Annotated in this window: 9 protein-coding genes; 1 reads left to right on the top strand and 8 read right to left on the bottom strand. The window is 49.2% G+C overall.

Annotated features, from left to right (window positions below; all coding sequences use genetic code 11):
- Positions 1 to 17: 17 nt before the first annotated feature.
- The 8 genes from glpK to H608_RS0113370 form a co-directional block, all read right to left on the bottom strand.
- Positions 18 to 1,514, bottom strand: a complete 1,497-nt coding sequence (gene glpK / locus H608_RS0113410; protein WP_028788125.1) for a glycerol kinase GlpK — start codon at positions 1,512 to 1,514, stop codon at positions 18 to 20.
- Between the two features lie 32 nt (positions 1,515 to 1,546).
- The gene (locus H608_RS0113405) at positions 1,547 to 2,449 is read right to left on the bottom strand and encodes a glycerophosphodiester phosphodiesterase family protein (RefSeq protein WP_028788124.1); all 903 of its coding nucleotides are present in this window, start codon (positions 2,447 to 2,449) and stop codon (positions 1,547 to 1,549) included.
- Between the two features lie 22 nt (positions 2,450 to 2,471).
- Positions 2,472 to 3,143 (bottom strand): GDSL-type esterase/lipase family protein, encoded by a 672-nt coding sequence (locus tag H608_RS0113400; protein WP_028788123.1) that lies wholly within the window; start codon positions 3,141 to 3,143, stop codon positions 2,472 to 2,474.
- A 33-nt stretch (positions 3,144 to 3,176) separates the two neighbouring features.
- Positions 3,177 to 4,598, bottom strand: coding sequence for a calcineurin-like phosphoesterase C-terminal domain-containing protein (locus tag H608_RS0113395; RefSeq protein ID WP_028788122.1), 1,422 nt, complete (start codon positions 4,596 to 4,598; stop codon positions 3,177 to 3,179).
- A gap of 36 nt (positions 4,599 to 4,634) precedes the next feature.
- On the bottom strand, positions 4,635 to 5,939 hold the full coding sequence (locus H608_RS0113390; protein ID WP_028788121.1) for a DUF5689 domain-containing protein: 1,305 nt from the start codon (positions 5,937 to 5,939) through the stop codon (positions 4,635 to 4,637).
- Between the two features lie 31 nt (positions 5,940 to 5,970).
- The gene (locus tag H608_RS0113385) at positions 5,971 to 7,440 is read right to left on the bottom strand and encodes a SusD/RagB family nutrient-binding outer membrane lipoprotein (RefSeq protein WP_028788120.1); all 1,470 of its coding nucleotides are present in this window, start codon (positions 7,438 to 7,440) and stop codon (positions 5,971 to 5,973) included.
- Between the two features lie 18 nt (positions 7,441 to 7,458).
- Entirely contained in the window at positions 7,459 to 10,662 is a 3,204-nt protein-coding gene (locus H608_RS0113380) for a SusC/RagA family TonB-linked outer membrane protein (protein ID WP_028788119.1), read from the bottom strand.
- A 250-nt stretch (positions 10,663 to 10,912) separates the two neighbouring features.
- The gene (locus tag H608_RS0113370) at positions 10,913 to 12,514 is read right to left on the bottom strand and encodes a glycerol-3-phosphate dehydrogenase/oxidase (protein ID WP_038008421.1); all 1,602 of its coding nucleotides are present in this window, start codon (positions 12,512 to 12,514) and stop codon (positions 10,913 to 10,915) included.
- 243 nt (positions 12,515 to 12,757) lie between these two features.
- Between H608_RS0113370 and H608_RS0113360 the strand changes: the two genes are divergently transcribed.
- Positions 12,758 to 13,522 carry a DeoR/GlpR family DNA-binding transcription regulator gene (locus H608_RS0113360; protein ID WP_028788115.1) on the top strand — a complete coding sequence of 255 codons (765 nt, stop codon included), beginning with the start codon at positions 12,758 to 12,760 and terminating at the stop codon, positions 13,520 to 13,522.
- The last annotated feature ends 78 nt before the right edge of the window (positions 13,523 to 13,600 follow it).

Raw genomic sequence — 13,600 nt, 5'->3', positions numbered from 1 at the left:
GTTGATTGATCAGGTATTTATTCGCCATCGGCCCATGCCTGTGCGGCTTTGACGGCACGCTGCCAATCCTTGCGAAGTGTACGGCGTTGCGTATCGTCCATTGTTGGTTCAAATGTTTTATTGGCTTTCCAGTTCTGCCGCACTTCTTCCACATCTTTCCAAAAGCCAGTGGCAAGTCCTGCGAGATAAGCCGCACCCAGTGCTGTTGTTTCCGTAACATCGGGGCGGATCACTTTGGTGTTGAGCAGGTCACTTTGGAATTGCATCAATTGATCATTCACCGTGGCTCCGCCATCTACGCGCAATTCACGGATAGGAATGCCGGCGTCTGCTTCCATGGATTGCAAAAGATCCATCGATTGAAACGCGATGCTTTCAACTGCGGCCCGCGCAATATGTGCGTCCGATGTGCCACGCGATATACCCACGATCGTGCCGCGTGCATGTTGATTCCAGTAAGGAGCGCCCAATCCGGTAAAGGCGGGCACCAGGTATACGCCGCCATTATCGGATACTTTGCGTGCCAGTTCTTCCACGTCTTTGGATGTCTGAATGATACGCAATCCATCGCGCAGCCATTGAACAACAGCGCCGCCGATGAATACGCTTCCTTCCAACGCATATTGCACTTTGCCATCGATCTTCCAGGCCACAGTGGTTAACAGGTTGTTTTGGGAAACGACGGGTTTCTCTCCCGTATTCATCAACATAAAACATCCGGTGCCGTAGGTATTCTTGACCATGCCGGGCTCGGTACACATTTGTCCGAACAAGGCAGATTGCTGATCGCCGGCAATGCCGGCTACAGGAATGCGTGCCGCGCTCAGAATATTTTCGGTATGGCCGTATACTTCGCTGCTGGAGCGTACTTCGGGCAACATGTTTTCAGGAATGCCAAAGAGGCTGAGCAATTCGGTATCCCATTGCATCGTATGAATATTGAATAACAACGTGCGGGAGGCATTCGATACGTCGGTGGCGTGCACTTCCCCATTGGTGAGCTTCCAGAGCAGCCAGCTATCCACTGTGCCGAAGCAAAGTTCACCGCGTTGTGCCTTGTCACGCGCACCTTCCACGTTGTCGAGGATCCATTTTACTTTGGTGCCCGAGAAGTAGGCATCTGTTACCAGTCCGGTTTTTTCACGGATCATTTCCGCGGAACCATCTTTCTTTAATTTATCGCAATAGTCTGCCGTACGGCGGTCCTGCCACACGATAGCGGGGCAGATGGGAAGATGTGTATCGCGGTCCCACACAACGGTGGTTTCGCGTTGATTGGTAATGCCGATGGCGGCAATGTCGCCGGTATGCAGACCGGCTTTCACCACTACTTCTGAGGCAACGCCTACCTGCGTGCTCCATATTTCGTTGGCATCATGTTCTACCCAACCGGATTGAGGAAAGTGTTGGGTAAATTCTTTTTGCGCCGTGGCAACGATGTTACCTTTTTTGTCAAAGATGATGGCGCGGGAACTCGTGGTTCCCTGGTCCAGGGATAAAATGTAATCAGGCATGAGCAATCTGTTAGTGTTATAAAAAGCCTTACTTAAAGATAGGCAGGGAAATCAGTAATGATACCATCCACACCCAGTGCTTTCATCCGCGCAATATCTTCCGGTGTGTTCACGGTCCAGGGAATGAGTTTCATTCCGCGCTTATGGCATTCGGCTACCAGTTCGGCTGTTACCGCAGAATAGTGAGGACTGTACATCTCCGGCGTGTAACCGAGTTCGTCCAGTTGTTGTGCCAGCGTGCGTTTTTCTCCGCCACCCACCAGCACGGCGGTGGTGATGTGGGGATATTTCCGGTGCAGTATCTGCAGCGGACGAAAATCAAACGATTGCAGGTAACATTTGGTTTCGATCTTTTTTTCTTTCACGATCGCCATGACACCCTCTACAAATTCTTCGACCGGTGGTGTCTTTATGCCGTCGTATTTTTCATTGGTCTTGAGTTCGATGTTCAGGATTAAGGATTGCTTTTTGGAGGCGGCATAGCTATAGATCGAATCGATAAGATCGGACAGGAGCGGCTTGATGGCCGGCATTTTCTTTTGCAACGGGAAATCAGGATGTGGCTTCATGCCTACATCGTATTTGCGGATGCTGTCGTAGTCCATCTGGTACAGCAACCGTTGTTGAGCTTCTTTTGCCGTTAGTGTTTTGCCTTCGGGCGTAGTGGTGATATCCTGGTGAAAGAAAACATCGTGCGATACCACCACTTTTTTATCTTTTGAATAAACCACATCGATCTCTACCGTGTTGGCACCATCGTCGATGGCTTTGTACATGGAGGCAATGGTATTCTCGGGCATGAACCCGCGGGTGCCACGATGGCCTTCTTTGTTGAACGCAGGCAATGGCAATCGTTCCTGTTGCTGACTGCGTTTGGATGCAGTACAGGCGCCGAGCAGGATCAACCCGCTCAGGAGGTAAGTTGTTTTTCTCATCAGTTTAAATAATAGACAGTGATCAGTTCGCGATATGCGGTTTCAACAGTGATGCCCAATGCGTATAACCGGCTGCATTCAGGTGCAGTCCGTCATACGTATATTGTTTATCGAGTTTTTTGTCTTTGTCCAGGAAATGATCATGGATATCGATCAGCGTAATCTTTTCGCGTGCGGCTATTTTCCGGAGACCGGCATTGAGCGCAGCGATGTGTTCGTCTTTATTGAAATGATTTTTATCCGGGAAACTATTGTTCACCGGTAATAGTGTATTGAAATAGATACGCGTAGTTGGCGATTCTTTCCTGATGCGGTGAATGATCTTTTCATAGTTTGAGAGGATCACAGAGTCAGGGATGCTGCGTGCCATGTCGTTGATGCCGATCAGCACAAACACTTTTGCAGGTTTTCCGGCTGTTACTTCGTCGAGACGCTCCAGTACGCCATAAGTGATGTCGCCCGATATACCGCGGTTGCGTGCCTGCGGCAGGCCCAGGAGTTCATTCCAGTCTGCGCCAGCCGTAATGCTGTTTCCCAGGAAAATAATATCCTTCCGGGAATTGGGATAGCTGCGGAACTGGTCCACTTTAAGCGCATAGCTGCCTGGCCGGAACGTGCTGTCCCACTTCGGTTGCTGTGCCGCTGATTGCAGTGTTATAAAAAGAACGGCAATACTGAAAAGAAAATAACGCATGTTGTTTGCTTTAGGACAATGAATGAATGATCATTATGCGGGTACCTGGCGCGTGTTGACAAACTCTTTTCCAAAGCGGTCTGTGGCCACCACCTTCACTTCTTTCGCACCGGCGGGCAATACGGCACGGAACATATGTTCCGTTTTCTTCGGCTCTGCAAAACCGCGTGGTTTGGGGAGGTCCGGTCCTAATAAAGTTGAATAAGCCAGCGGATCGAAACCGGTGAACTGTTGCAGACTGCCTTTCTCCACACCATCTACCCAATAACTTGTTTTCCATGCCGGGTCAGCATTCCAGATGTTGGCGAGTAATTCTTTTGCACCATCTTTTTCCTGGATAAATAAAGCCATCTGGTAATCCGGTGACTCACCTGTGGCTTGATAATACCATTGAAGATCGGTTCCTTTAACAGTGTAAACGCCATAACCGCAAGGGGTGCCGTCGCCGCAGATCGGGCCGGTCCACCAGGCGCCACACACGGTGCCATGATTATGTTCGTAGATATTTCCTTTGATCACATTGCGGTGATAATGCGTGTGTCCCGACATGATATGCACTTTCCGGCTACCGAGTACCGCATAGAGGTCGGCGTTATTTTTTACGCCATTGTGTACGGGAATGTGTACACAGAGAACGATCAGTTTGTCTTCCGGTACGAACGACAGATCCTTCTTTAACCAGTCGAGCTGGTGTTGCTGAAAGAAACCGTCATACTCACGGTCTTTACCCAGGTAACGAACATTATCCATCACCACATAATGTACCTGCCCGCGGTTGAAGGAATAAAAAGTCGGGCCGTAGTGTTCCTGGAAAGTGGTGTCTGATGTTTCATCACCTCCTTTGTTGTAGTCCATATCATGATTGCCGAGACACTGGAAAAACGGAATGCCCATTTTGCCGACAGCACGGGTGTAATCATCGAAATGTTTGGATTCATCCCAAACGATATCACCAACGGTGATACCGTGCAGCAATGTATCCTTTCCGGCGGCTTTTACCAGCTTCTGTACATCAGGTACAGACTGCTCGAGCATTTTCTGTACGTCTTTGTCACTCTTCACCTGCGGGTCGGCCCAGATGATGAATTGATGTTCGTCGTCACTGCGCTTGAGTTCGCGCAGGTCGAAGTCGAGTGAATTCGCACGTTTACCATTTACCTTTTGATAATGGCGGGCTACATGGTCTTCGTGTAAGAACGCGTAACCGGCCGGCGTGGACACAAATACGGATCGCGCTGCGGGATGAAGGTCGATCTCATAATTGCCTTTGGCATCGGTAGCTACCACCGAATATCCGTCGCTCACCACCACATTGGCCAAACCTTTTTTACCGGATTTTACACGCCCGCTGATTTTTCCGTCGCGGGCGAAAATGTTTTGTGCAGGCAATTGAACGGCGGCTATCAGGCCACCACCCAACCAGGCAAGTTGTTGAAGGAATTTTCTTCTTTGCATATCGGATCAGCTACTGTGAGGGATTAAAAATACGGCTTAAAGTTTTTTATACACGACAATATCTTCCAGGCACAAACGTCCGTTGAACACAGTGGAAGATGAAGCGCCAAGTCCAAGCTTGTTTATGCGGAAACGTACATTACCGGTAACGTTCACGCGGAACGTCGCCTGCAAAGATCCGCGGTCGGGCATGTAACTTACGTTAGGCGCAACGTTCACCCACGTGGTGCCACCATTAATTGAATATTCCAGGCGGAAAGTTGAACTGGGATCGGTATAATATTTTCCATAGAACACCGTCACTTTTGAGGCACCTTCCGTTACGTCAAAGTTCATTTGCACATATCCGCTGGTGGTAAGGTTTTGTTGCATGCGGATGCATTGTTTGCCGGGCAGATTGTATTTGTCGCGAATCACCGTATTACCCAGAATCGCCTGCTGCAGTTTCCAGTTACCGGAAGCCAGATCAATGTTGTTGGCAGTAGCCGTAACGTTATAACTCGATTTGGCAGAAGCATCGGGGTATTCGAAGTTTTCGGGGAAATTGCTGTAAATAGCACCACTCAGAAATGCGGTGTCATTGATATTGCGAAGTTGCAGAATACGTTTAGCACCGGTGGTGTCTTTTCCGGATGCATTGAAGTAACCCGGGATGCCTGTGAATTGCGCATTGATGGGTGTTTGCGCACCGGCGAATGCCGCTTCATTCCTGGTAACAAGCCCGAACTGCGGACCTGTGTTATCACTCAATGTACGCTCGCCACCAAAGAGTACACCGGCCGCATAATCTTTTACATCGGCGTGTACGGCAACAAGCGAAGATTCGTATTCCAGCATCATTACATTGAGCATCGCCAGGTTGGCAGAACGCACGAGCGGTGTACGGTTCTCTGCCAGTTTGGTTACACGGTCTTCGGTTACACCGCTGATCGTGAGACGTCCGTTGATGCGGTCGAGTTTCATGCCTTCCACATTGATACGAAGTGAATCGCCTGTTTTCCAGGTAACGTTACCGCTGCTCATGCGAAGGGCGATGCCGCGGGTAATATCACCCACCTGGTTGGCTGAAGCAACCGTTTGCTGGATAAAGAACAGGCCGGGTTCTGTATTGCCGGCTGCTGCATCGGAGATCACTACTCCCTGTATCTGGCTGGCACCGCCGAGCGTAGAAGGATTGAGTGTGATCTCATTGCCGCGATAAGCCTCGCGAACGGCATAGATATAAGTGGCAGCACCCATCGTGCCTTCTGCGGGGTTATCGTATTTTTTTATGCAGGAGGCCATGCCCATCAGGAAGCTTCCCAATACCAGGCCATTAAATATAATATTGCGCGTTGTCATTGTTGCTGTATTACTGGTTAATAGAAATGGATCAGTTTACGTCCCACCATACTTTGATCAACATATTGTCGCCGCCCATTCTGCTTACCGCCTCATTGTAGTTGACACGGTTGAGCGATTGCACGATGGTTGGATAGACAAGCCGCGTTGGAAGGATGCGGTTGTTCTGTACACCGGGGCCGATCGGCAGATCAGGATATCCGGTGCGGCGGTATTCAAACCATGACTGGAAATCCGTAAAGAAGAAAGTGAAATATTTCTGTGTGATGATCTTTTCCAATTTCTGTGCGTCTGTTTCGGTATCTACCCAGGCAACGCCTGGTTTCGCAAGATGCCCGGTGGGTACGGTCAGCGCCCAGAAAGTAATGGCATTATTAACGCCGTTTTCATACAAAGTTTTTGCATTGCCGGTGCTGTAGCCTTTCAATGCCGCTTCGGCCAGTATGAATTGCAATTCGGGATAGCTGAGAATGTTGCCGAGCCGCGGTTCATTTTTCAGCGTAGCCAGGTAAAAGGAGAGTCTCTCGGGCACCTGGCCGGGCATATAACCGCTAGGCACACCTTCGTAGTTGCTGCCTACAGTCGAAGCCCATTTGGTACGGCGCGGATCTTCCCATAAGTTCAATGTATTGATGAAAAACTGGCTGAGACCGTTGTCGCCGTTGAAATCAAAATCACGATAGGTATTAAAAGCGGAAACGAAAGGAGGCGTAGTAGTAAAACGGATCACAGCCGACTCTTCGTTGCTGGCCATTAAAGGATAAGTTGCCGGCGTGGCAATGATCTGCTGTATCTTGGCTGCCGCATTACTTTCCGGACGTCCGGAAGCGCGGAGCAGCAGGCGCAGGTAAAGGGCATTGCTGAATTTGCGCCATTTTGAAATACTACCGCCATACAAGGGATCGCGTTGTTTTGCCGCATCGGGAATAAGCGTATCGTTTCTTGCAAACAAGGTATTGGCTTCTTCGAGATTTTTAAACAGGCTGTCGTAGATGTCCTGCTGACGGTCAAATTTTGGCTGATAGATATTGTCTGATCTCCCGAGCGTTGCTTCTGAAAAAGGCACATCGCCGTAAGTGTCTGTGAGCAAAGAAAAAGACCATGCTTCCATTACACGCGCAATACCCATATAAGAATAATAGTACGACTGGCTTGGAACGAGTGCCAGTTCTTTGGCGCTGTTGTACATGTCGCGGAAGTTGGTGATCTGCAGATACCAGGCGTTCCACATATAATCCGATTCGGAAGGACGGATGATGTAACGATGGATCTCATCGGAGTTTACCGTCGTCACATGCACCTGCATCAGTTCGTGCGTGAGACGGAGCGCCCTTGTCTGATTGGCCTGCACCATCCGGTAAATAGCCGACTCCAGCAGGGATTCAGGTCTGGTAACCGGAACGGTATTCGGGTTGGTATTGGTTTCTTCAAAATCTTTATTGCATGCGCTCATGCTTAAAAGCGTGAAGATGATTGCTATGGAAAAAAGTGAACGTTTCATGTTGTTAGTTTTTTCAGGTTAAAAACCTACGGTAAGAGCTATACCCATTGAGCGTGTTGACGGAAACTGTGCGATTTCAAATCCGGCATTGATCTGGCCATCATTCAGTGTGCCGAACTCCGGATCGAATGAGGGCCATTTGGTAATGACGAAAAGATCGCGTCCATATACACCGATCGATGCACGCGTCAGTTTCAGCTTGTTGGTGAGTCTTGTTGGTAAACTATAATCGAGACGTGCTTCACGAAACTTGATGAAGTCTGTGCTGAACGTGTTGGACTCGATGTTGTCGCGGTTGAAGTGCGCATCGTAGTAAGCCTGAACATTGGTAACGAGAATGTCGTTGGGAACGTACTTGTTGTTGACCGCATCCCAGCGCACACCATCACCGATGATACCGTTATAACGGCCGGGAACAGATTTTTTCAACTTGCCTTCTTCCATCAATACTGCGTGCGTGAGTGAATAAGCTACGCCACCGAACTGTCCGTCGAACAGGAAATTGAAACGGAAGTTTTTATACTTGAGTTCGCTGCCGATGCTTCCTTTCCATTTAGCATTGGTATTGCCGAGATATTTAACGGCCGTGGTGCGTGTAGGCATGCCCTGATCATTGTAGATGATCTGGCCATCCGGGCTGCGTTCATAACCGATACCATACAGATCGCCCATGCGACCGCCGGGACGGGCTTCGATAGAGCCACGGTTTGCAGGACCGGTCGACATTACATAGGTGTCGGTTCCGTCTACGAGTTCAACCACCCGGTTGCGGTTAGCAGTATAAGTACCGAAAACGTTCCAACTGAAACCGCTTTTTGTGGTGAGTACATTGCCATTCACCTGAATTTCTATGCCCTGGTTGCGTACGAGACCGGCATTGGCAATAATGGCCGAATAACCGGAGGAAGGATCAACCGGTACACGGAAGATATCGTTCTTGGTATTGTTGCGGTAAACGGCAATGTCGACGTTCAATTTGTTTTTGAAGAAACGGATATCGAGACCTGCTTCCACGCTGGTGGTGAGCAATGATTTAAGATCCGGGTTGGCGATAGCAGTGGGGTTGCTTGCACCACCGGGGAACAAGGTCGGATCATAGGTGTAGGAAGTGCGGTAAGGAACAATGCCACCGCTACCCACGCGTGCCCATGAACCACGGACTTTCAACATGGAAATGGGCGCCGGCATTTTTACCTTTTCAGAAACCACTACGCTGCCATTAACAGAGGGATAAAAGAATCCGGTGTTCTTGGTAGAAGTTGGTGTGGCCAATGTGCTTGCCCAGTCCTGGCGCGCGGTGGCGTCGATGAAAATAAAATCATCATACGAAGCTTGTGCCAGCGCATAGAAACTATTCACTTTGTAATTGGCGCGATAGGGAAGTGCGACCAGTGGGTTTTTGGTATTGGCCAATGTATAAATAGCCGGATAATTCAGCTGGTCGGCACGGAGTTCGTCGCGGATATAACGGTTGGTCATGCTGTTGCCGCCGGCGGAGAAGCCCGCGCGGATTTTGCGCGAGAAACGTGTATTGTAGCGCAGCAGGAAGTCGGAGTTGATCTCCTGGGTGAATATGTTCTGCGTACGGAACATGCCTTCTGCAAATTTGTTTACGCCGAAAGGACGTTGTTGCGAGCGAAACTCTGAGGCAAAGTCGAGCGCGGTGCGCACCATCAGGCTCAGGTCTTTGGTGAAATTATAAGTTGCAGAGATATTACCGATCACACCGTGGCGGTTAGACTTGTTCAGCATTTCATAAGAAATGAGATAGGGGTTGTCGAGCAGGCTGCTGAAGGGGCGTGTCTGCGCAATACCTTCTTGTCCGGGTACCCAATAATCCTTGAACCAGTCTAGGTTGGCATTGGGAACCATGCCTCTGATGAAATACATGATCGACTGGTTATTGTAACCGGTAGAAGGAAGGTTATCCGTTTTTTTATTGGTGTAGTTTACTTTGGTAGCGATCGTCAGCTTGTCGGAGATTTTCTGGTTCACAGACAACGCCACTGTGTTGCGATCATATCCGGTGTTGGGAATGATCCAGCTATTCTTGAGGTTGGTCAGCGAAAGACGGACTGACGTGTTTTTATTTCCGCCATCGATGGTGAGCGTGTTGATGAGATTCTTACCAGTTTCGAAGAAATCCTTGCGGTTATTTTTATAAGGAACCCAGGGTGTGCGCACTTCACTTTTGGTGCGTGTAACCGGGTCGTATTGATAATATGATTGTCCGTTGAAGGAGGGTCCCCATGCAGAGCTGGTGCTGCGTGTGCTTGGTCCGTCTTCAGAATCGTTATAAGAATACCAGGTATGCTGACCGGTAGCACCCTGTCCGAACTCATACTGATAATCGGGCCAGCGGTTGATCTTGTCGATGGAAGCATTCATGTTATAGGTAATGCCGAGCCCTTTTTTCTTGGCGTTGTTGCCGGATTTGGTGGTGATGATGATTGCACCATTGGCACCACGTGCGCCATACAATGCAGCAGCGCCGGGACCTTTCAATACGGTAACGGATTCGATGTCTTCAGGATTGATATCATTGAGGCTGGTACCAAAATCGACAGGCGATTCGCCCTGGAGATAAGAGGAACTTCCGGTGCCGGTCATCTGACCGCTGGAGCCGCTGATGATTACACCGTCCACCACGATGAGTGCTTCACTGGTTCCGTTCAGTGAATTCTCACCACGAAGGATGATCTTGTTGGTGCCGGAAGGACCGCCACCGGACTTCAACAGGTTGAGGCCGGCTACTTTGCCGGTAAGGGAGTTGGTCCAGTTGTTGGACATGGCGTTGGTCACCTCTTCGCCGTTTACTTTAGAAACGGAGTAGCCGAGCGCTTTCTCTTCGCGGCGGATGCCGAGTGCGGTAACGACTACGGTTTCCATTTCGCGGGAGTCTTCGGTCAATTCAAAACTGAGAGAAGTGTTGGCTCCTACGGACAATTCTACCGGCAGGTAACCGACAGCGGAAACGCTGAGGGTTTCATTTGCTGCAGCGCGGATCGTGAAGGTGCCCTCCTCGTTGGTGGAAGTACCGCGGGAAGTACCTTTTACCACCACAGTGGCCTTAGCCAGCGGCGAGCCGTCTGTTTTGCTTGTGACTTTGCCGCTGATGTCTTTTTGCTGCGCGTGAGCAATTGTGCTCATGGCCAGCAAACATAAACTCCATAGCAAAAATTTTACAGGGAGTTTGGTGACAGCAAAAAATGCTACTCTCATAACTGTTGAGGTTGTTGGTTTAAAAAACGTAGAACTTACGATGGATAGATGTGACAGCAACCGGGATAAGAAATGGCGGGACAGGAAACAACTTGAAAACATCCTGGTGGAGAATGCTTCTTTTAACTATAGGTTGTTCCTTTTCTTCCGGTTGGCAAAGAAATTTCTTTTTCATATTGGCAGTCGATAATCGTTATTAAGATATTGTTACGTCAACATGAATTTGTTGTAAACAATCAACACTTAATTTTCATATGTGTACGGGCAGCTTCTCCAGGATATAAGTTTCCACCAATTGCTGGTATTGTTCTATCTGTTGTAATTCCCATGCTTTGTCCTGACCGAGTGTGGTTGCCATGATCGATGCCACAGCAGGAGCAATGCGTACGCTTTCTTTGGCGTCGAGCAACAAGGCGCGTGTTCTTCTTGCCAGTACATCTTCCACGGTGCGCGCCATCTCATGTTCTACTGCCCATCGCACCTGCGCCGGATGAATACGCAGCGATTCGCTTAACCATTGACCGGCACTGCCGTTGATACTTTCCTTTAAGGGTATGGCATCGCTGCCATAGAAATAAAAAGGATCGGACCAGTCTGCCTTTGCCACATAACCATGTATGTGCAGGTTGGCCGTGGTTGCCGGTTTGTGGGCCCAGTTCATTTCTTTTTCAATCCGGTCTATCATGTCTTCTCCCATCTTTCTGTACGTTGTCCATTTACCACCAAGGATCGTAAACAGGTTAGAGGGAGAAACGACTATCTTATGACTTCTCGAAATTTCTTTTGTCTTCTGATTGGCTTTTTGCGGAGCGGCAAGCGGACGTTGGCCGGCAAACACGCTCAATACATCACTGCGCTGTGGTTTTTCAATAAAATAAGCCGCCGCGGTGTCCAGGATAAACCGGATCTCTTTTTCCAAAGCCACTGGTTCGAGCGAAGCTTCTGCTACCGGCGTGTCGGTAGTGCCGACTACTACTTTATCATGCCAGGGAACTGCAAACAATACACGTCCATCGCTTGTGCGCGGAATCATCAAAGCATGGGATGATGGAAAAAACTTTTTATCAAACACCAGGTGAACTCCCTGGCTTACACAAATGCTCGCTGCGTGACCCGGTTCGTCCATACGAAGAATATCATCAACAAAAACACCGGTAGCATTAATAACCGTTTTACTGCGGAATGTATAATGTGTGTCTGTTTCGGTGTCTGTAACCTTAACGCCTGCAACAAAACCTGTTTCATCTTTGAGCAGTCCGGTCACTTTCATGTAATTGATGATGTGTCCGCCATTGTCCTGAATGCTCTGCATAAGATTGATGGCGAGCCGCGCATCATCGAACTGTCCGTCGTGATAAAGAACGCCGCCTTTGAGGCCTTCGGGCCGGATGCCGGGTATCTTTTCCAATACGTCTTTGCGTGAAATGAAAACCGAAGGCCCGAGGCGTAAGCGGCCGGCGATCCAATCATATATTTTCAACCCGATGGTGTATTTCAGTTTTTCCCAGGTTGAGTAGACCGGAACGATGAAGGTCTGGTCTTTCACGAGATGTGGTGCGTTGCGGTGAAGCAGGCCTCTTTCGATGCTGGCTTCGCGGACGAGTTTTACGTCTCCCTGTGCGAGGTAGCGGACGCCGCCGTGTACGAGTTTGGTGCTGCGGCTCGAAGTGCCTTTGGCAAAATCGGCCTGTTCTACGAGCAGGGTCCGGTAGCCACGGCAAACCGCATCGAGTGCTATGCCCAATCCCGTTGCACCTCCGCCGATCACGATCAGGTCAAATGGGGCGGGATCGTGCGCCATTTTATCAAGCAGATCAGTACGATGAAAATCATTGGTTGCGGCTGTGAGCATAATTACTTCCTTCTTTCGTTATCTTTCGTTTTTACTTAAAACGAAACAAATAGATAGTGAAATGAAAGTAAAGCAAAAATATTGTTCTCTAAAAGAAATATTTCGAAATTTGAAAAATTCATAATTATTTCATTTGGTTTCGAATTGCCGAACGCCTGTTCGTGGTGCGATCCTGACAGATTTATCTTTTTGAAATCCAGGCAGATCGGTTTAATTTGACGCTTAATTTTTAAGTATTGACCCATGCGTACGTTAGCCGAACGGCATCAACATATTCTTTCCCGGCTCAAAAAGGAAGGAAAAGTAAGTGTGGTAGACCTCTGCCGCGAATTAGACGTGTCATCCGTAACCATCCGTAAGGACCTGAAATTGCTGGAAGACAAAAGCCTGCTTTTCCGCACGCACGGTGGAGGTACTTCCATCAATCCCTATACAGTCGACAGGCCGGTTAATGAAAAGGAGAAAATTCATGCGGAAGAAAAGCACCGGATCGGTATGGTAGCGGCGGCATTGATTGAACCGAATGATTGTGTGATCATTGCTTCCGGCACGAGTGTGTTATCGCTGGCCCGCTGCATCAAACCGGAAGGAACGGTGACGGTGATCACGGCGGCGCTCAACGTGGCCACCGAATTAAATGTGCATCCCGGTATCGAAGTATTGTTACTGGGTGGCATTCTCCGCAAAAGTTCGTCTTCCGCCACCGGCATCTATGCCGAAAAAGTGCTGGATGATTTTTCCTGCAGCAAGCTGTTTCTCGGTGTCGACGGCATTGACATGGAGTTTGGGCTGAGTACCACCAACGTGATGGAAGCCCAACTCAACCGCAAAATGATCGCCGCTTCGCAAAAAACAATAGTGCTGGCCGACTCCAGTAAATTCGGCAAGCGCGGTTTTGGCCGCATCTGCGGTCTCGAGGATGTGGAACAGGTAATCACCGATGCCGGCATTTCAGAGCATACGGTGGAAATGCTGAAGGGCATGGGAATTGAAGTGACTATCGTTTAATCCGCAGTGCCTGCGGAATGTGAAGATGTGCCCCGCCAAAGGCGGGGGCCATGTGAAAATGTGCATGCAACAAAAGTG

It is taken from the genome of Terrimonas ferruginea DSM 30193 (assembly GCF_000425585.1).
Classification (GTDB): Bacteria; Bacteroidota; Bacteroidia; order Chitinophagales; family Chitinophagaceae; genus Terrimonas; species Terrimonas ferruginea.
The sequence above is the reverse complement of the archived record's forward strand: the minus strand, read 5'-3'. Positions and strand labels throughout refer to the sequence as shown.

What these genes read in the sequence shown, in the direction of transcription:
- glpK (WP_028788125.1), bottom strand. Translation starts at nt 1,514, where the DNA reads ATGCCTGATTACATTTTATCCCTGGACCAGGGAACCACGAGTTCCCGC.
- H608_RS0113405 (WP_028788124.1), bottom strand. Translation starts at nt 2,449, where the DNA reads ATGAGAAAAACAACTTACCTCCTGAGCGGGTTGATCCTGCTCGGCGCC.
- H608_RS0113400 (WP_028788123.1), bottom strand. Translation starts at nt 3,143, where the DNA reads ATGCGTTATTTTCTTTTCAGTATTGCCGTTCTTTTTATAACACTGCAA.
- H608_RS0113395 (WP_028788122.1), bottom strand. Translation starts at nt 4,598, where the DNA reads ATGCAAAGAAGAAAATTCCTTCAACAACTTGCCTGGTTGGGTGGTGGC.
- H608_RS0113390 (WP_028788121.1), bottom strand. Translation starts at nt 5,939, where the DNA reads ATGACAACGCGCAATATTATATTTAATGGCCTGGTATTGGGAAGCTTC.
- H608_RS0113385 (WP_028788120.1), bottom strand. Translation starts at nt 7,440, where the DNA reads ATGAAACGTTCACTTTTTTCCATAGCAATCATCTTCACGCTTTTAAGC.
- H608_RS0113380 (WP_028788119.1), bottom strand. Translation starts at nt 10,662, where the DNA reads ATGAGAGTAGCATTTTTTGCTGTCACCAAACTCCCTGTAAAATTTTTG.
- H608_RS0113370 (WP_038008421.1), bottom strand. Translation starts at nt 12,514, where the DNA reads ATGCTCACAGCCGCAACCAATGATTTTCATCGTACTGATCTGCTTGAT.
- H608_RS0113360 (WP_028788115.1), top strand. Translation starts at nt 12,758, where the DNA reads ATGCGTACGTTAGCCGAACGGCATCAACATATTCTTTCCCGGCTCAAA.